Source organism: Amycolatopsis aidingensis (assembly GCF_018885265.1).
Classification (GTDB): Bacteria; Actinomycetota; Actinomycetes; order Mycobacteriales; family Pseudonocardiaceae; genus Amycolatopsis; species Amycolatopsis aidingensis.
Genome location: NZ_CP076538.1, coordinates 2,833,962 through 2,852,184 on the forward strand (window position 1 = coordinate 2,833,962; position 18,223 = coordinate 2,852,184).

Genomic DNA, 18,223 nt, shown 5'->3' on the forward strand with positions numbered 1-18,223 from the left:
CGGTTTGCGACCGGAGCCCGCGGGGCATCCCGGCGGCATGACGGTGCACAGCACGGAGGTGGTCGTCGAGGCGGACGGCAGCAGGCTGGCGGGGGACCTCGCGGTGCCGAGGGACCCGGCGGGACTGGTGGTGTTCGCGCACGGCTCTGGCAGTTCCCGGCACAGCGGCCGCAACCAGGCGGTGGCGGGTGTGCTGCGGCGGCACCGGCTGGCCACCCTGCTGCTGGACCTGCTCACCGCGGACGAGGATCAGGCCGACGCCGGCACCGGGAAGCTGCGGTTCGACATCCCGTTGCTGGCCGAGCGGGTCGGCGCGGCCGTGGAACAGTTCCGCGAGCACGGGCCGGTGCGCGGCGTGCCGGTGGGCCTGTTCGGCGCCAGCACCGGGGCCGCGGCCGCGCTGGTCGCCGCCGGTGCGCACCCGGTGGGTGCGGTGGTGTCCCGTGGCGGCCGCCCCGACCTCGCCGGTACCGCGCTGGAGCGGGTGACCGCGCCCACCCTGCTGATCGTCGGCGGGCGGGACGAGCAGGTCCTGCGGCTGAACCAGGAGGCGGCCGCGCGACTGCGCGGGCCGCAGGAGCTCGAGGTCGTCGCCGGGGCGGGCCACCTGTTCGAGGAAGCAGGGGCGCTGGACGAGGTGGCCGGGCTGGCCGCGGACTGGTTCGCCCGGCACCTGCCGGAGTGAGCGGTCCCGGCGGCTTTCAGGACAGCACGCAGCAGCCGTACCGCTCGTGGTGCCAGATCACGATGTCCAGCGCCCGCAGCCCGGACAGCCTGCGCCCGTCCGGGGTCGTGCGGCCGTGCGTGATCGTGGCGAGCAGATCCCGGTTGGCGCGCACGTCGTCGTGCAGCGCGCGGTAGAAGGTGACCGTCTGATCGGCGAGGTAGAACCGCCGGACCAGCGCGTCGCAGATCGGGACCAGCTGCGGGCGCAGCCGGTGCAGCACCTTCGACACCGTCACCGCCGTCCACTGTGGCACCTCGTCGGTGAGCAGGTTGGCATTGCGGACCAGCCGGAACGGCGGCTCGTCGATCGAGTCCAGGTCGGCGAAGGCCGGTTCGTCCACGGTGGTCGCGTCCAGCACCCGCTGCATGGCCGCCAGCAGCCGCGGACCAGCACCAGCGTCTCGCTGGAACAGTGGGATCACGTGATCATGCCGCAGCCGCAGGGTCAGCAGGTTGGCCGCAAGGCAGTCCAGCGCGGTGAGCGTGCCGGAGAAGTCGTAGAGCTGATCATAGGTGGCGAAAGCGAACGGTGCCCTGGGGTCGAGATACGCGTCCAGATGTGCCGGTGCACATTTTCGAAGATCCGCGATACTTCGCACGCTACCTGCCTAAAGGTATGGGCCGCCCAGGTACTCCGTATCGCCCGGTCGTCGCAGGCCGTTACCGAACGTTTGGATAGCGCATCTGCTTTCCGCGGCACCGATCCTCGCGTGTTCCGGGGATGCGTCACAAGCGTCTGGTCCGGTCATGTTCCTGGGTGTAGCAAGGACTGCGCCGGTAGGCGCCGCGCGAAAACGGAAAAGACGCGGTGTCGAAAAGGCGGTATCGGAACACGATGAAGTAGTGCCGGACGAGGATGAGCCAAAAGGGTCCGCCTGATGAGCCGAAAGGGTGAGATGTGATGACCCGAGTATCAGCCGTCCCGGGAGGGTTATTCAGAACGACCCAGCGACCGCGGGCCGCCAGGCCCGTGCGAGCGGTCGTTGCAGGTAACAGCACTGGCGACGCCCGCTACGGACCTGAATAACCCGACCATTGAATAAGACACCAGGCACTCGGACCGAGGCAGCATTTTCCACGGGGGTGGGGTTCCCCGGGGACTTTCGCCGCGCGGTGCGGTTGCGGGACGGGCGCACCGTGGATGTCGTGCTGCTGACCCCCGCGGACGCCGCGGAGCTGGGCGAGGCGATGCGGACCGCCGACGAGGAGACGTTGTACCGGCGGTTCTGTGGCCCGCCGCCGCGGATCACCCCGCGGCTGCTGCGTTATCTGACCGAACTGGACTACGTGCGCCGCTTCGCGCTCCTCGCCCGCGAACCGGGCGGCCGCGGAGTGGGTATTGCCCGGTACGAGGCGACCAGCCAGCCGGGCGTGGCCGAGGTGGCGGTGGCCGTCGATCGGGCCTGGCGCCGGATCGGCATCGCGTCGACCCTGGTGCGGATGCTGGGTGAGGCCGCGGCGCAGCGCGGCTTCACCCGGTTCACGGCGACCTACCTGGCCGGGAACCGGCCGGTGGCCGAACTGCTCGACGATGCCGGCGCCAAACAGGTGATCGCGGACGGTATCGGCGAGATGGAGCTGGTCCTGCCCGGCTGAAGAGCAATGGGAAGGCGCGGACCGGTCGCTTGTCCCCGGTCAGGCCAGGCGGCAAGGTGGACGGCAGGGGAAACCGACGTCGTACAGCCGCGAGGAGACTCATGCCGTCCACCCAGCCGCGCCGCCAGGTGCGGGTCCCGTCCGTCGCCGATCTGGACCGCGCCTGGGAGGTCGTACGGGCGCGGCTGCGCCCGACCCCGCTGGACCACGGCGGGGGTGGCAACGGCATGGGCGCCGAGCCCGCGCTGAAACTGGATTCGCTGCAACCCACCGGCGCCTTCAAGGTGCGCGGGGCGCTGAGCGCGATGGCTGCGCTGGAGGCGAACCGGCCGGTGGTCGCCGCATCGGCGGGCAACCACGGGCTCGGGGTCGCCTTCGCCGCCCGCGCGCTCGGCCGGCCGGTGACCATCGTGGTGCCGGGCAATGCCTCCCGGGCCAAGGTGGACCAGCTGCGGGCGCTGGGCGTGCGGCTGGTGGAGGTCGGCCAGTCCTATGACGAGGCCGAGCGGCATGCCCTGGACCTGGCCGCGGAGGGGGCGCATTTCCTCTCCCCGTACAACGACCCCGACGTGATCGGCGGGCAGGGCACGATCGGCCCGGAACTGGCCGGGCAGCTGGACGGCCCGCTGACCGTGGTGTGCGGGGTCGGTGGCGGCGGCCTGGCCGCGGGCCTCGGCCTGTGGGCCTCCACCCGGACGGACGTGCGGGTGGTCGGCGTCGAGGCGGAGGTCTCCACCGCGCTGTCCGCCTCCGTGCGGGCGGGCGAATGGGTGCCGGTGGAGGTCGGCTCCACCGTCGCGGACGGGCTGAGCGGCAACATCGAGATCGACTCGGTGACGATCGGGCTGGTGTCGGAGTACGTGCACCAGCTGGTCACGGTCAGTGAGGCCGAGCTGCGGGAGGCGATGCGGTACCTGGTCCGTTCGCGCGGGGTCGTCGCCGAGGGCGCAGGCGCCGCGCCGGTCGCCGCGCTGCTGGCCGGGAAGGTGGACGTGCGCGGCACCCCGGTCGCGGTGGTCACCGGCCGCAACATCGCCCTGCCGGTGCTGACCGAGCTGCTCGGCGCCCCCGGCTGAGCGCAGCGGTCACCCAGGCTGAGCGGTTCGGTCCTCAGCGAGATCCGGGCGGCGCCCTAGGTTGACCCGAAGGGTTCGGACGTCGCGGAGGGTTGAGCGCCGGTGGACACTCGGGTCGGGCAGTCGCGCGTTCCCGGTGCGGCGGTGTTCCGGCAGATCGGCAGGGTGTCGGCGCTGCTGCTGGACGTGCTGCGGCTGCTGCCCCGGCGGCCCTTCCAGCTGCGCGAGTTCCTGCACCAGGCCTGGTTCTTCGCCAGCGTCACCATCCTGCCGACCGCGCTGGTGGCGATCCCGTTCGGTGCGGTGGTCGCCTTGCAGCTGGGTTCGCTGACCCAGCAGATCGGGGCGCAGTCCTTCACCGGTGCGGCCAGCGCGCTGGCCATCGTGCAGCAGGCCAGCCCACTGGTGACCGCCCTGCTGGTGGCCGGAGCGGGCGGGTCGGCCATGTGCGCCGATATCGGCTCGCGGACCATCCGCGAGGAGATCGACGCCATGGAGGTGCTCGGGGTCAACCCGGTCCAGCGCCTGATCGTGCCGAGGGTGCTCGCCGCCATGGTGGTCGCGGTGCTGCTGAACGGGCTGGTCAGCGTGGTGGGGGTGGTCGGCGGCTACGTGTTCAACGTGCTGGTGCAGGGCGGGACCCCTGGTGCCTACCTGGCCAGCTTCAACGCCCTGGCACAGCTGCCGGACCTGTGGATCTCCTCGATCAAGGCGCTGCTGTACGGGCTGGTCGCCGGCATCGTGGCGGCGGACCGGGGCCTGCATCCCGGCGCCGGGCCGAAGGGGGTCGGGGACGCGGTGAACCAGGCGGTGGTGCTCACCTTCCTGCTGCTGTTCCTGATCAACGTGGTGCTCACCGGCATCTACCTGCAACTCGTCCCGCCGAGGCTGGGCTGAACCATGCCGGACACCTCGAGCACCCCCGCCCCTCCGATGGTGCAGCGCGCCCGCAGACTCACCGCGCGGCCGGTCGGGGTGCTGGCCGACCTCGGGTACCAGTTCTCCTTCTACGGCAGGACGCTCGCCTGGATCCCGCGCACTCTGCGCCGGTACCTGCGGGAGACGGCGCGGCTGCTGGCCGAGGTCTCCTTCGGAACCGGGGCGCTGGCGGTGATCGGCGGGACCCTCGGCGTGATGATCGGGATGACCCTGTTCACCGGCACCATCGTCGGGCTACAGGGCTACTCCGCGCTGAACCAGCTCGGTACCGGCGCGCTCACCGGCTTCTTCACCGCCTACTTCAACACCCGCGAGGTCGCCCCGCTCGCCGCCGGGCTCGCGCTCTCGGCGACGGTGGGCTGCGGGTTCACCGCGCAGCTCGGCGCGATGCGGATCTCCGAGGAGATCGACGCGCTGGAGGTGATGGGGGTGCCCAGCCTGCCGTACCTGGTCACCACCAGGGTGCTGGCCGGGCTCGCCGCGGTGGTGCCGCTGTACGTGGTGGGATTGTTCACCTCCTACCTGGCCTCCCGGCAGATCACGGTGTGGTTCTACGGCCAGTCGGCGGGCACCTACGACCACTACTTCAACCTGTTCCTGCCGCCGGAGGACGTGCTGTGGTCCTTCGGGAAGGTCCTGGTGTTCAGCCTGGTGGTGATCATGGGGCACTGCTACTACGGCTACACCGCGCGTGGCGGTCCCGCCGGGGTCGGCGTCGCGGTCGGGCGGGCGGTGCGCACCTCGATCGTCGCGCTGACCCTGCTGGACTTCTTCCTCAGCCTGGCCATCTGGGGTGCGGGCACGACCGTGCGGATCGCCGGATGAGCAGGCTGCGTGCGTTGCGATACCCCCTGCTCGGGGTCGCCTTCCTGGTGGTGATCGCCCTGTTCCTCGGGTTCACGGTGGCGGTGTACGAGAAGGCTTTCAGCAGTTCGGTGCGGATCCGGCTGGAGACGGAGCGGGCCGGAACCCAGCTGCGGGTCGGTTCCGAGGTCAAACTGCGCGGTGTGCCGGTCGGTGAGGTGAGCGCGATCTCCGCCGCCGGCGGGCTCGCCGTGCTGACCCTGTCGCTGCGGCCGGAACAGGTGCGGTTCCTGCCTGCCAACGTCACCGCGCGGCTGCTGCCCAAGACCCTGTTCGGCGAGCGCTACGTCTCGCTGCGGGTGCCGCGGCGGCCCGCCCAGCGCACCCTGGCCGATGGTGACGTGATCGGCCCGGACCGCAGCGCGAACGCGATCGAGACCGAGCGGGTGCTGGACGAACTGCTGCCGGTGCTGCGCGCCGTGCGGCCACAGCAGTTGTCCGCGACCCTGCACGCGGTGTCCAGCGCGCTGGAAGGGCGGGGCGCCACCCTCGGCGACACCGTGCGGCTGCTGGACGGTTACCTGCGCGAGCTGATGCCCGCGCTGCCCGACCTGACCGCGACCATCTCCGATGCCGCCGTGGTGGCGGAGAACTACCACCGGGCCGGGCCCGATCTGCTCGCCGCGCTGTCGAACCTGACCGCCACCAGCGTCACCGTGGCACAGCAGCGCGCCGGGCTGCGCGAGCTGTTCGGCACGGTCACCGGGGCCGGTACCGAGCTGCGCACCTTCCTCGCCGCCAACCGGGACAACTTCATCGGACTGGTGGCCCGCAGCCGCGGCACCGCCGAGGTGCTGGCCAAGTACGCGCCGCAGTACCCGTGCATGCTGCGGCAGCTGGCCGAGCTGGTGCCGCGCGCCGAGGCTTTCGTCGGCAAGGGGACCGACCACCCGGGGGTGGCGGCGTTCACCGTGGAGATCACCGCATCCCGCGGGCGGTACGTACCGGGGGTGGACACCCCGCGCTACGCCGACAAGCGCGGGCCGCGTTGCTACGAACTGCCCGCGCCGGGGCAGCCCCCGCCCGCGTACCCCGCGGACGGCCCGATCAAGGACGGCTCGACCAAGCCCGCGGTGAGCAGGCCGGGTGGCGGCGGCACCGCGGGTTCGCCCGCCCATTCCCCCGCCGAGCGGGACCTGCTGGCCGCGCTGCTCGCCCCGCGGCTCGGGGTGCCGCCCGCCGAGGTCGCGGGCTGGAGCAGCCTGCTGGTCGGCCCGCTCTACCGCGGGGCGGAGGTGACCGTGCGATGAGCAGGTCCACCGGCCCGGTACTGAAGCTCACGGTGTTCGCGACCGTCACCGTGTTCCTCACCGCGCTGCTCGGGCTCACCATCGCCAATGTCGACTTCGGCCCGCAGCGGCACTATGTGGCGCGGTTCAGCGATGTGCTCGGGCTCAACCCCGGCGACGACGTGCGCATGTCCGGGGTCCGGGTCGGGCAGGTGGAGCAGATCACCCCGACCGCCCCGGAGTACGCCGAGGTGCGGTTCAGCGTGGAGGCCGGCCGCCCGATCGCCGCCGATGCCACCGCGGCGCTGAAGTTCCGCAACCTGATCGGCCAGCGCTACCTGGCGCTGGACTCGGACGCGCCGGCGCCGGGGGAGGAACTGCCCGCTGGCGGGACGATCCCGCTGGCACGTACCACCCCCGCGGTGAACCTGACCGAGCTGCTGAACGGGTTCCGGCCGCTGTTCAACGCGCTGGAACCGGAACAGGTCAACCAGCTGTCCGGGCAGCTGATCCAGGTACTGCAGGGGGAGGGCGGCACGATCGACGGAATCCTGCGGCACACCGCATCGCTGACCGGCACCCTGGCCGACCGGGACGAGGTGATCGGACGGGTGATCGGCAACCTGAACACCGTCCTGGACACGGTGAACTCCCGCGGTGACCGGCTGGCCGGGCTGATCGGGCAGACCAGGGCGCTGGTCTCCGGCCTGGCCGCGCAACGCGAACCGATCGGCGCCGCGGTGAGCGCCATGGGTGAGCTGGCGGACAGCACGAGCGGGCTGCTGGAGCGGGCGCGGGATCCGCTGCGCCGCGGCATCGCCGGGCTCGGCAGGCTCAGCGGCAACCTGAACGACTCCGCCGGCCTCGTCCAGGAGTTCCTCAGCACCCTCCCGCGCAAGACCGCCACCTTCACCCGCGTGGTCAGCTACGGCAGCTGGCTCAACTTCTACCTGTGCGGGCTCAGCGGCCGGGTGGGCATCGACACGCTGAACGCCGAGGTGCCGATCCTGCCGCTGCCGCTGACCGAGACCGCCCCGAGGTGCCGCCCGTGAAACCCTTCCGTGAACGTGATCTCCCCATGCTCGGGCTGGCCACCACCGTGGTGCTCGGGCTGACCGTGCTCGCCGCGCTGAACGCCGAGCGGCTGCCGCTGATCGGTGCCGGCGGCACCACCTACGCCGCCGAGTTCGCCGAGGCGGCCGGGCTCACCGACGCCGCCGAGGTCAGGGCGAACGGGGTGCAGGTCGGCCAGGTGCGGCAGGTGGAGCTGGCAGGCGACCACATCCGGGTGGAGTTCACCGTGGCCGGGATACGGCTCGGCGACCGCAGTACGGCCGCCATCGAGATCAAGACCCTGCTCGGCCAGAAGTACCTGGCCGTGCAGCCGGCGGGCGAGGCGGCACAGGACCCCGGCACCCCGATCCCGCGCGAGCGCACCAGCGTGCCCTACGACCTCGGCCCGGTGGTCGACGATCTGGGCGCCACCCTCGGCGAGGTCGACACCGGGCAACTGGCCCGGAGTTTCGAGGTGCTTGCCGAGACCTTCGCGGGCAGCCCCCGGCATGTGCGGGACGCGCTGGACGGGCTGGCCGCGGTCTCGGCGACCATCGCCTCCAGGGACGCCGAGCTGGCCGCGCTGCTGCGCAACACCAACCAGGTCGGTGGCGTCCTCGCCGAACGGGACGCGGAGTTCCGCGCGCTGCTTTCCGACGGCAACGCGCTGCTGGCGGAGATCCAGCGGCGCAAGTCGGCCATCGACCGGCTGCTGGCCGCCACCGTCCGGCTGGCCGGCGAGGTCCGTGGCCTGATCGCCGACAACCGGGACCAGCTCGCGCCCGCACTGTCCGAACTGGACAAGGTGACCGCCCTGCTGGAACGCAACCAGGAGAATCTCGCCCGCGGGCTGGCGAACCTCGCGCCGTTCGCGCGGATGTCCAACAACGCCATCGGGAACGGTCGCTGGTTCGATGTCTACATGTGCGGCCTGCTGCCCCCGAGCGTGCACACCGGACCGCTCGCGGTGAACCCGCGGGGCTGCCGCCCGCCGTACGGGGGGTCGCGATGACCCGCGCCCGCCCCGCATCCCGCGGCTACCGGCTGCTGGTACTGGCCTGCGTGGGGCTGCTGGTGCTGGCCACCGGGTTGTGGTGGTTCGCCCGGATCCGCGACGGCCACACCTTCACCGCCTACTTCGACCGTGCCGTCGGGGTGTACGCGGGCTCCGACGTGCGGGTGCTGGGGATGCGGGTCGGTGCCGTGCGGGAGGTGGTGCCCGATGGCGACCGGGTGCGGGTCCGGATGACCGTGGCGCCGGAGGTACGGATCCCGGCCGGCGCCGGGGCGGTGATCATCGCGCCCACCCTGGTGAGCGACCGCTACGTGCAGCTGACCCCGGTCTACACCGGCGGGGCCGTGCTGCGGCCGGGCGCGGTGATCGGGCTGGACCGCACCGCCGTCCCGGTGGAGCTGGACGAGCTGGTCCGGCAGCTGGACGAACTGGCGACGGCACTCGGCCCGGAAGGCGCCAACTCCGATGGCGCGCTGTCCAGGGCGCTGGACACCGGGGCCGCGGTGCTGGAAGGCAACGGCGCGCGGCTGGGCCGCACCATCGAGCGGCTCGGCGCGGCCGCGGAGACCCTGGAGGGCGCCAAGGGCGACCTGTTCGGCACCATCGACGGGCTGGCCCGGTTCACCAGGACGCTGGCCGAGAGCGACGCCCAGCTGCGCGAGCTGTCCGGGCGGCTCACCGAGGTCACCGGGTTCCTCGCCGGGGAGCGCGAGAACCTCGGCGCCGCCATGGGTTCGATCGCCACCGCACTGACCGAGGTGCACGACTTCGTCGCGGACAACCGGGCGAGCGTGCAATCCAATGTAGACAAATTGACCGGGATCACCGGGGCGCTGGTGGAACAGCGCGCCGCACTGGCCGAGGTGCTGGACGTGGCGCCGCTGCTGGCGGCCAACGGCCTGAACACCTACGACCAGGCCTCCGGGACACTGCAGGCGCGGGCGAACCTGAACGAGCTGACCAGCCCACCGATCCTGATGGTCTGCCAGCTGCTGGCGCAGTCCGCTCCGGAGGGGGTGCCCGCCCTGCTGACCGACACCTGTGCACGGCTGGCGCCGATCCTGGACGGCACGCTGAAACTGCCCTCGGTGGCGGAGACCGTGGCCGCCATCGAGCGCGGCGAGCTGCCACCGCTGCCGCTGCCGCTGCTGGACACCCCGGGCGGCACCTCGCTGCTCGGCCCGCCGGAGGGAGGTGGCTGGTGATGCGCGGTCGCCGTCTGCCCGCGCTGCTGGCGGTACTGCTGGTGGCGGGCTGCACCGCGGGGGTTCGGGACCTGCCGCTGCCGGGGGGAGCCGACCTCGGCGAGCGTCCCTACCGGGTCACGCTGCGGTTCGCCGATGTGGCCGATCTGGTCCCGCAGGCGGCGGTACGGGTCGGGGACGTCCCGGTGGGCAGGGTGGAGGAGATCTCCCTCGCGGCGGACAACCGGACGGTGCACGTGGCCGTCTCGGTGCGCGGTTCGGTGGTGCTGCCTGCCAATGCCACCGGCAGGCTGCGGCAGTCCAGCCTGCTGGGGGAGAAATTCGTCGAGCTGGCCGCTCCCAGGGACCCCGCCGCGGCGCGGCTCGCCGACGGGGACGTGATCGGCCTGGAGCGCACCACCCGGGGCACCGAGGTGGAGGAGGTGCTCGGGGCGATCTCGCTGCTGCTGAACGGCGGCGGGCTGCAACAGGTACGCACGATCACCACCGAGCTGAACGCCGCGCTGTCCGGCAACACCGGCCATATCCGTTCCCTGCTGGCCAACATCGAACGACTTGTGTCCACTCTGGACGATCAGCGGGGTGACATCGCGCGGGCGCTGGAAGGAGTGGACCGGCTGGCAGGCACCCTCGCCGCGCAGCGGGACACCATCGCCGGTGCGCTGGACGACCTCACCCCCGGGCTGCGCGTGCTCACCGAGCAGCGGGACCAGCTCGTCGGCATGCTGCGCGCGGTGGACCGGCTCGCGGAGGTCGCGGTGGACACCATCGGCCGGAGCCAGGCCGACCTGATCGCCGACCTGGAGGCGCTGGCTCCCACCCTGGACAAGCTCGCCGAGGCCGGCACCGCGCTGCCGAGGGCACTGGAACTGCTGCTCACCTTCCCGCTCCCGGACGAGGGTCTGGACATCGTGCGTGGCGACTACGCCAACGCGCGGATCAAGGCCGACCTCCGGCTGGACAAGCTGATCGCCAACCTGGAGTCGGCGCAGCCGGTGGTACCGCTGCCCGGCAACAGCCCCACCCCGGACCCCGGCGGCGGCATGCCCGCACCGGCCCCGCCACTGCCGCTGCCGCGGGCGGGCCAGGCCCCTGCGCCGCAGGAGGCGCGGCCCACCGAACCGGACCTGCTCGGCGGGCTGCTCGGCACCCTGCTGGGAGGCCGCTGATGCCGCGCCCCATCCGTGCCCGGATCGCGTTGTTCCTGGTGATCGCGGTAGGCGGGGTCGGGTACGCGGGCTGGCATTACGCCGGGCTGGACCGGCTGTTCGGCGCCAGCGGCTACCTGGTGACCGTGGAACTGCCGCGTGGCGGCGGGATCTTCCCCGGCGCGGAGGTCACCTACCGGGGGGTCGGCGTGGGCAGGGTGAACGAGCTGCGGCTGACCGCGGACGCGGTGGAGGCCGTGCTGGACATCGACCCCGCCGCCGCTCGGATCCCCGCATCGGCCACCGCCGTGGTGACCAACCGCTCGGCGATCGGGGAGCAGTACCTCGACCTGCGCCCGGACACCGCGGCCGGGCCGTACCTGGCCGAGGGGTCCCGGATCGGCGCGGCGGACACCGTGCTGCCGCCGTCCCCGGACCAACTGCTGGCCAGCGCCGACGCCCTGCTGCGCAGCGTGCCGGTGGACTCGCTGCGGACCGTGCTCGGTGAGCTGGACACCGCGCTGTCCGGGGCGGGGCCGCAACTGCGGCGGATCCTGGACGCCACCGGATCGCTGCTGCCCGAGGCCGTGCGGCACCTGCCGCAGACCACCGGGCTGCTCGCCGACGGCCGGGTGGTGCTGGACACCCAGCGCGACCTCGCCGAGCCGATCGCCAGCTTCGGTGCCGACCTGCGGGCGTTGTCGCGGCAGCTAAGGGAGTCCGATCCGGATATCCGCGAGCTGATCAACGCCGGGCCGCGGGTGGCGCGGCAGGTCCGCTCGGTGCTGGCCGAGTCCGGCTCCGACTTCTCCGTGCTGCTGGCCAACCTGCTCACCACCGCCATGGTGTACGAGACCAGAGTGGACGGTCTCGAGCAGGCCATGGTGGCCTACGCCTACCTCCCGGTGATCGGGAACGCGCTGTTTCCAGGGGACGGAACCGCGCATCTCGGGCTGGTGCTCACCGTCTTCGACCCGCCGTCCTGCACGAAGGGATACGAGGGCACCCGGCAGCGGCCCGGCTCGGCCACCACCGAGGTACCGCCGAACTCCGACGCCTACTGCGCCGAGCCACCGGGCAGCCCGATCGGGGTGCGGGGTTCGCAGAACGCCCCGTACGGCGGCGCGCCGCGCCCGGCCACGGCGCCGCCCGCCAGCGAGCCGGGCACGGCGCGCCCGGACATCCCCGGCCCGCTCGGCGCGCCCGGCGGGGCGGGCTTCGCCGGCCTCGGCGCCCTGCTCGGGGTGGCCGGCTGATGGCCAGGACCGGTCCGCCCGCGTCACGACATAGAGTGAAAGGCATGTCTGTGGCCCGAAGCGGATCGAACGGTGAGCGCGCCGGGCGCTCCGGCCGTACCCAGGAGGAGCGCAGTGCGGCGATGCGCCAGCGGTTGCTGGACGCCACCATCGACTGCCTGGTCGAGTACGGCTACTCCGGTACCACCACCACGAAGGTGGCCGATCGCGCCGGCGTGACCCGCGGCGCCCAGGTGCATCACTTTCCCACCAAGACCGACCTGGTGGTGTCCGCGATCAGGCATCTCGCCGCCAAGCGCACCGAGCTGGCCTTCGGCGAGCTGGAACGGCTGCGATCCTCGGCCGATCCGGTCGGGGACGCGCTGGACCTGCTGTGGGAGATGCACCAGGGACCGGTGTTCTCCGCGACCGTGGAGCTGTGGGTGGCCGCCAGGACCGACCCGGAGCTGCGCAGGCACATGTCCGTGGTGGAACCGATCGCCACCAGCAGCCTGGTCGAGTTCGGCAAGGCGCTGCTACCCGACCACGCGGAGCATCCGGAGTTCCTGCACGCCGTGTACACCGCCATGGACGTGGTGCGCGGCATCCTGATCGCGAGCTGGGCGACCAGGGACCAGGCCGAGCTGGACGCCCGCTGGGCCCGCGCCAGCAAGCACCTGCGCATCCTCTTCGATGCCCTCATGTCCCGGGCCGGCCACGCCAACCCCCGCCCCGGCTGATGGTCAGGGGGCCGCGAGGCCTGCCTCGTGGGCCAGCAGGCCGGCCTGGGTGCGGTTCGCGCAGTCCAGCTTCACCAGCATCCGGGACACGTAGCTCTTCACCGTGGCCTCGGAAAGGTGCAGCCGGGCGGCGATGTCCGCATTGGACATTCCGTGGCCGAGGCAGGCCAGCACCTCCCGCTCCCGCTCGGTGAGCGCGCTGGTGCGCCGCCGGGCGAGCTCGCTGCGCTGGCGGCCGTCCGCGGAGGCGGCGACCAGCCTGCGGGCCGCCTCGGGGGACAGCACGGTGTGCCCGTCGGCCGCCACCCGGATCAGGCTGATCAGGTCGGCGGGCGGGGTGCTCTTTACCAGGAAACCGGCCGCGCCCGCGCGCAACGCACGCAGCACGTAGGCGTCCGCGTCGAAGGTGGTCAGCGCCACCACCGCGGGCGGGCTCGGCAGGGTGCCGATCCGCTCGGTCGCGGCCAGCCCGTCCACCCCGGGCATCCGCAGGTCCATCAGCACGACCTGGGGCCGGTACCGCACGACGACCTCGACCGCCTCGGCCCCGTCGGCGGCCTCGGCCACCACCTCGATGTCCTCGGCGGTGGACAGGATGGTGCGCAGATGCGCGCACACCATCGGCTCGTCATCGACCACGATCACCCGGATCATCCTGGTCCTTGCTCTCCGCCGTAGGCACGTACGCGGGCAGTATCGCATCGAGCCGGTAACCGCCGGTCCCGGCCACCGGTGCCGCGGTCAGCGATCCGCCGATCAGCTCCACCCGTTGCCGCAGGCCGGTAAGGCCGGTACCGGAGCCACGCCCGGCCAGCGCCGGGTCGGGCGGCCGCCGCGAGGCGGTGTTGGTCACCTCGATCCGCAGGCCCTGCGTCCCGTACCGCAGCCCCACCCGTACCCCGGCGCCCGGCGCGTGCTTGCGCACGTTGGTCAGCGCCTCCTGCACCACCCGGTAGGCGGTGCGGGCCACCGTGGGGGACAGCGCACCGGGATCCCCCTCCGTCACCAGGTCCACCGGGACACCCACGGCCCTGGACTCGGCCACCAGCACGGCCGGATCGATCGTGCCGGTCGCGGGGCCGGGGTCCCTGCTGCCCTGCCCCGGCTCGGCGCCGCCCTCCCGCAGCACGCCCACCAGGTCCCGCAGTTCGTCCAGCGCCTGGGTGCCGGCCAGCCGGATCTCCTCCGCCGCCGTGCGCACCGAGTCCTCGGGGGTGGTCACCCCGAGCGCGCCCGCGTGCAGCACGATCAGGCTGAGCCGGTGGGTCACCACATCGTGCATCTCCGCGGCCAGCCTGCGCCGCTCCTCTGCCCGCGCCCGCTCGGCCAGCAGGTGCTGCTCGCGCTCGGCCCGTTCGGCCCGGTCCCGTAGCGAGCGCACCAGCTGCTTGCGCGCGTCCAGGTACAGCACGATCGCCAGCGGCAGGGCGGTGTTGAGCAGCCCGGCGGGGGTGACCTCCCAGCTCGGCGCCCACGGGCGGGAGCCGAGCACCAGCAGCACCCCGGTCAGCACCATGGCCCGCCGCCGGTCCAGCAGCAGACCCAGGTTCGCCACGATCGCCGGGGTGGCCGTTGGCATACCGGGCAGGGTGAGCGGCTGGTCCGGCACCAGCAGCCCGGGGGAGAACAGGTCGGAGCCGAGCATCGCCAGCGCCCCCGCGGTGGCGAACAGCGCCACCCCGGCCGGGTACCGCGCGAGCAGGCACAGCGAGGCGTCCACCGCCAGGTTGAGCACCAGGTGCGCGGCCGGGCCCGCCCAGCCGGTGGTCTGCGGGCCGACCAGGTACAGCACGACGTCGAACCCGGCGAAGGCGAGCGCTACGACGATCAGCACGCGGGTGGTCGGACGCTTCACGCCGCAACGGTAGCTCCGTGGCACCCCGCGGTGGCCGCGCACACCACCGACGACTGTCCGGGATCCACGAAAGTTGCACCCCACTGTCCACCTTGCGCGGTGGCGGCACCCGTGCCGGTGCGGTGCAATAGTCGACGTGATCAAGGCAGATGAGTTGTCCAAGAGGTTCGGCGACACCCAGGCCGTGGACTCGTTGTCCTTCGAGGTGAAGCCCGGCGTGGTCACCGGCTTCCTCGGGCCCAACGGCGCGGGCAAGTCGACCACCATGCGGATGATCCTCGGGCTGGACCGGCCGACCGGCGGATCGGTCACCGTGCACGGAAAGTCCTACTCGGACCTTCCGGCGCCGATCCAGGAGGTCGGCTCGGTGCTGGACGCCAAGGCTATCCAGAGTGGACTGACCGCGCACGCGCACCTGAGCTGGATGGCCAAGGCGGGTGGGGTCCCACGACGCCGGGTGGACGAGGTACTGGAACTGGTCGGGCTGACCGCGGTCGCCGGCAAGCGCGCGGGCGGGTTCTCCCTCGGCATGTCGCAGCGGCTCGGCATCGCCGGTGCCCTGCTCGGCGACCCGCGGGTGTTGCTGTTCGACGAGCCGGTCAACGGACTGGACCCGGAGGGCATCCAGTGGGTGCGCACCCTGATGCAGGATCTGGCGCGGGAAGGCCGCACCGTGTTCGTCTCCAGCCACCTGATGAACGAGATGGAGGAGACGGCCGACCACGTGCTGGTGATCGGCCGCGGCACCCTGATCGCGGAGGCCAGCATCGGGGAGCTGACCCAGCGCAGCTCCCATGCACACGTACGGGTGGTGTCCCCGGACGCGACCCGGCTGAACGAGGTGCTGGCCCGCGAGGGCGGGGTGGTGCGCACCGGGGACGCAGGGGAACTGCTGGTGACCGAACTGGACTCCGCCCGCATCGGCGACCTCGCGCTGGAGCACCGGATCGGCGTACACGAGCTGACCCCGGTCCGCGCCAGCCTGGAGGCCGCCTTCCTCGAACTCACCGCGGATGCCGCGCAGTTCAGCTCCACTGTGGACCCCAAGGCCGCGGCCGAGACCGCCCGCGCCCTCGCCGACGAAGGGAGCCGGTGACATGACCGGAACCGAGACGGTTCGCCCGGCCGAGCGCAACCGCGCCGGGTACTCGACGCCCGGCCTGCCTGCCACGGTCGCCGCCGAGTGGACGAAACTGCGCGCGCTGCGCTCGACTTGGCTCACCCTGCTCATCGCGGCCGTGGCCGGAATCGGCTTCAGCGCCCTGCTGGCGCTGGCGATCGGCAGTAGCGCCGGGATGAGCGAGCAACAGCGTGCCGATATCGACCCGGCGGGCGGCGCGGTCGCCGGACTGACCTTCGCGGTGGTGCTGTTCATCGTGCTCGGCGTGAACGCGGCCGCCCCGGAGTTCAGCAGCCGGATGATCGGGGTGACGCTCACCGTGACCCCGCGGCGCGGCAGGCTGGTCGCCGCCAAGGGGATCGTCCTCGGGCTGCTCACCCTGGTCGCGGGCGCGCTCTGCGCGGTGCTGGCCTTCTTCGTCGGTGGGGCCGTGCTGTCCGGCCACGACGTCACCATGCCGGGGCTCGGCGACCCCGAGGTGCTCGGGGTGCTCGGCGGGTGGATCGCGCAGCTGGTGACCTTCGCCCTGCTCGGCCTGGCCGTGGCGATCCTGCTGCGCAGCGCGGCGGGCGCGATCGCGCTGCTGCTCGCGGTGCTGTTCCTGCCCGCGATGTTCGGCGCGATGCTGCCGGACTGGATGTCCGAGGGCGTCATCCGGTTCCTGCCGGGCAGCATCGCGGAGAACCTGACCATGGCCGAGCCCGACCCGGACTCGCTGACCTACCTGCCGCCAGCGGTCGCCGGGCTGCTGCTCGCCGCCTGGGTGGTGCTGGCGCTGGCGGCGGCCCGGGGTGCGCTCTCCGCGCGGGACGCACGATGAGCCGGTAGCGGTGGTCACCGTCACGGGTGCGGCGCCAGCCGATCACATTACGATGTGGCGCGTCAGGAGCAGGTAGCCCGCGGGGGAGGAGCGCACATGCGCGAGGAACTCGCGACGCCCGCGACCGAGACCCCGGCGGCGCCGCCCCCGCTGGCCAGATGGCCGGTACTGGCCGTGGCCGGCGCGACCGGGCTGGTGCTGCTGGCCACCAGCGCCCGGATCGGCTACTTCGGCGACGAGCTGTACTTCCTGGCCTCGGGCCGGTACCACCTGGAGTGGGGCTACGCCGACCAGCCGTGGCTGCTGCCGGTACTGGCGCTGGCCATGGACACCCTGGCCCCCGGCTCGGTACTGGTGCTACGGCTGCCCGCGATGATCGTCACGGTGCTGGGCGTGCTGCTGACGGCGCTGATCGCCCGCGAGTTCGGCGGCGGCCGGAAGGCACAGCTGCTCGCCGCGGGTGCCTACGCGATCTCCTTCCAGCTGCTGGCCTCGGGGCACCTGCTTGCGACCTCCACCATCGACCCCTTCCTGTGGACGTTGACCACCTGGCTGGTGGTGCGCTGGGTGCGCACCCGCGCCGACCGGCTGCTGCTGTGCGCGGGCCTCGCCACCGCGGTGGCCATGCAGGGCAAGTTCCTGATCGTGTTCTTCTGGCTGGCGCTCGGGGCCGTGGTGCTGCTGACCGGGCCGCGGGAGCTGCTGCGCCGCCCGGCGCTGTGGGCGGGGCCGCGGTCACCGTGCTGGCCACCGTGCCCACGCTGGTGTGGCAGGCCCGCAACGACTGGCCGTACCTGGACATGCAGGACGTGGTCGCCGAGCAGGTGAACCGGTTCATGGGCGGCCCGCTGGCCATCGTCCCGCTGGCCGTGGTGTTCGCCGGGCTGCTGGTCGGTGCCTTCCTGGTCTGCCACGGCCTGTGGCAGCTGCTGCGCTGGCCCGAGCTGGCCGGGTACCGCTTCCTTGGCTGGACCGTGCTGGCGGTGACGTCGATCTTCGTGCTGACGGTGGGGCGGTACTACTACGTGGCCGGTCTGTACGGGCTGCTGTTCGCGGCCTCCGCGGTGCGGATCGAGCGGCACCGGCCCGCCCGGTGGTGGCGGTGGGTGCCGACCTGGCCGGTGTACGCGCTGTCCGCGGTGCTGGCCGTGGGACTGGCGCTGCCGGTGCGCCCGGTGTCCATGGTCACCACCACCGACTTCGTGGCCAGCGGCAGCCTCGGCTGGCCCCAGCTGGCCGACACCGTCGCCGTGGCGCAGCGGCGGCACCAGGGCGCCGTCGTGCTCACCCACACCTACTGGCAGGCCAGCGCGCTGGAGGTGCACGCCAGGCAGCGGCTGCCGGAGGTCTACAGTCCCGAGCGCGGCTACTGGTACACCGGCACCCCGCCCGCGGGCAGCGATCCGGTGCTGTACGTCGGCGCGGACCCGCAGTACCTCGGCCGGTTCTTCGAAGGCACGCAGCGGGTCGGCACGGTGCGGCTGGACGCGAAAGCGGACAATGTGAACCAAGGGGTGCCGGTCTGGCTCTGTCACGGGCCGAAGGCGCCATGGCCGCAGCTGTGGCAACGGATGCGGCGAATGTGAATCGCGGGGAGGAAAC

19 protein-coding genes are annotated in these 18,223 nt (G+C 72.5%); 16 read left to right on the top strand and 3 right to left on the bottom strand.

The window, feature by feature from the left end; translation table 11 throughout:
• The first annotated feature begins 37 nt into the window (after positions 1-37).
• Entirely contained in the window at positions 38-685 is a 648-nt protein-coding gene (locus tag KOI47_RS13335; RefSeq protein WP_216216283.1) for a dienelactone hydrolase family protein, read from the top strand.
• 16 nt (positions 686-701) lie between these two features.
• Here the strand turns inward: KOI47_RS13335 and KOI47_RS13340 are convergent, their stop codons facing one another.
• Positions 702-1,325 (bottom strand): DUF6308 family protein, encoded by a 624-nt coding sequence (locus KOI47_RS13340; protein ID WP_216216284.1) that lies wholly within the window; start codon positions 1,323-1,325, stop codon positions 702-704.
• 484 nt (positions 1,326-1,809) lie between these two features.
• On the opposite strand from KOI47_RS13340, the gene KOI47_RS13345 reads away from it, so the two are divergent.
• From KOI47_RS13345 to KOI47_RS13395, 11 genes are all read left to right on the top strand, one after another.
• Positions 1,810-2,322 (top strand): GNAT family N-acetyltransferase, encoded by a 513-nt coding sequence (locus KOI47_RS13345; protein ID WP_232376716.1) that lies wholly within the window; start codon positions 1,810-1,812, stop codon positions 2,320-2,322.
• 101 nt (positions 2,323-2,423) lie between these two features.
• The gene (locus KOI47_RS13350; protein ID WP_216216285.1) at positions 2,424-3,398 is read left to right on the top strand and encodes a threonine ammonia-lyase; all 975 of its coding nucleotides are present in this window, start codon (positions 2,424-2,426) and stop codon (positions 3,396-3,398) included.
• Positions 3,399-3,542: 144 nt separating this feature from the next.
• Positions 3,543-4,295 (top strand): MlaE family ABC transporter permease, encoded by a 753-nt coding sequence (locus KOI47_RS13355; RefSeq protein ID WP_408629935.1) that lies wholly within the window; start codon positions 3,543-3,545, stop codon positions 4,293-4,295.
• 36 nt (positions 4,296-4,331) lie between these two features.
• Entirely contained in the window at positions 4,332-5,162 is an 831-nt protein-coding gene (locus tag KOI47_RS13360; RefSeq protein ID WP_216217284.1) for an MlaE family ABC transporter permease, read from the top strand.
• Positions 5,159-6,451, top strand: a complete 1,293-nt coding sequence (locus KOI47_RS13365) for an MCE family protein (protein ID WP_216216287.1) — start codon at positions 5,159-5,161, stop codon at positions 6,449-6,451. Before KOI47_RS13360 ends, KOI47_RS13365 begins: the two co-directional genes overlap by 4 nt.
• On the top strand, positions 6,448-7,482 hold the full coding sequence (locus tag KOI47_RS13370) for an MCE family protein (RefSeq protein WP_216216288.1): 1,035 nt from the start codon (positions 6,448-6,450) through the stop codon (positions 7,480-7,482). The genes KOI47_RS13365 and KOI47_RS13370 overlap by 4 nt, the downstream gene beginning before the upstream one ends.
• Positions 7,479-8,495 (top strand): MCE family protein, encoded by a 1,017-nt coding sequence (locus tag KOI47_RS13375; RefSeq protein ID WP_216216289.1) that lies wholly within the window; start codon positions 7,479-7,481, stop codon positions 8,493-8,495. Before KOI47_RS13370 ends, KOI47_RS13375 begins: the two co-directional genes overlap by 4 nt.
• On the top strand, positions 8,492-9,703 hold the full coding sequence (locus tag KOI47_RS13380) for an MCE family protein (protein ID WP_216216290.1): 1,212 nt from the start codon (positions 8,492-8,494) through the stop codon (positions 9,701-9,703). The genes KOI47_RS13375 and KOI47_RS13380 overlap by 4 nt, the downstream gene beginning before the upstream one ends.
• Positions 9,703-10,872 carry an MCE family protein gene (locus tag KOI47_RS13385; RefSeq protein ID WP_216216291.1) on the top strand — a complete coding sequence of 390 codons (1,170 nt, stop codon included), beginning with the start codon at positions 9,703-9,705 and terminating at the stop codon, positions 10,870-10,872. The genes KOI47_RS13380 and KOI47_RS13385 overlap by 1 nt, the downstream gene beginning before the upstream one ends.
• Complete coding sequence (locus tag KOI47_RS13390; protein ID WP_216217285.1) at positions 10,869-12,107, top strand: MCE family protein; 1,239 nt, start codon at positions 10,869-10,871, stop codon at positions 12,105-12,107. The genes KOI47_RS13385 and KOI47_RS13390 overlap by 4 nt, the downstream gene beginning before the upstream one ends.
• A gap of 122 nt (positions 12,108-12,229) precedes the next feature.
• Positions 12,230-12,826 carry a TetR/AcrR family transcriptional regulator gene (locus KOI47_RS13395; protein WP_216217286.1) on the top strand — a complete coding sequence of 199 codons (597 nt, stop codon included), beginning with the start codon at positions 12,230-12,232 and terminating at the stop codon, positions 12,824-12,826.
• A gap of 3 nt (positions 12,827-12,829) precedes the next feature.
• Here the strand turns inward: KOI47_RS13395 and KOI47_RS13400 are convergent, their stop codons facing one another.
• Together KOI47_RS13400 and KOI47_RS13405 are read right to left on the bottom strand one after the other, a co-directional pair.
• Positions 12,830-13,480 carry a response regulator gene (locus KOI47_RS13400; protein ID WP_216216292.1) on the bottom strand — a complete coding sequence of 217 codons (651 nt, stop codon included), beginning with the start codon at positions 13,478-13,480 and terminating at the stop codon, positions 12,830-12,832.
• Positions 13,455-14,681 carry a sensor histidine kinase gene (locus tag KOI47_RS13405; protein ID WP_232376719.1) on the bottom strand — a complete coding sequence of 409 codons (1,227 nt, stop codon included), beginning with the start codon at positions 14,679-14,681 and terminating at the stop codon, positions 13,455-13,457. Before KOI47_RS13405 ends, KOI47_RS13400 begins: the two co-directional genes overlap by 26 nt.
• 136 nt (positions 14,682-14,817) lie before the next feature.
• Between KOI47_RS13405 and KOI47_RS13410 the strand changes: the two genes are divergently transcribed.
• The 4 genes from KOI47_RS13410 to KOI47_RS35545 all read left to right on the top strand — a co-directional run bounded on the left by KOI47_RS13410 (position 14,818) and on the right by KOI47_RS35545 (position 18,207).
• Entirely contained in the window at positions 14,818-15,777 is a 960-nt protein-coding gene (locus KOI47_RS13410) for an ABC transporter ATP-binding protein (protein WP_216216294.1), read from the top strand.
• Between the two features lies 1 nt (position 15,778).
• Entirely contained in the window at positions 15,779-16,621 is an 843-nt protein-coding gene (locus KOI47_RS13415; RefSeq protein WP_216216295.1) for an ABC transporter permease, read from the top strand.
• A gap of 96 nt (positions 16,622-16,717) precedes the next feature.
• Positions 16,718-17,449 (top strand): ArnT family glycosyltransferase, encoded by a 732-nt coding sequence (locus KOI47_RS35540; protein WP_232376720.1) that lies wholly within the window; start codon positions 16,718-16,720, stop codon positions 17,447-17,449.
• Entirely contained in the window at positions 17,374-18,207 is an 834-nt protein-coding gene (locus KOI47_RS35545; protein ID WP_232376721.1) for a hypothetical protein, read from the top strand. The genes KOI47_RS35540 and KOI47_RS35545 overlap by 76 nt, the downstream gene beginning before the upstream one ends.
• Positions 18,208-18,223: the final 16 nt, after the last annotated feature.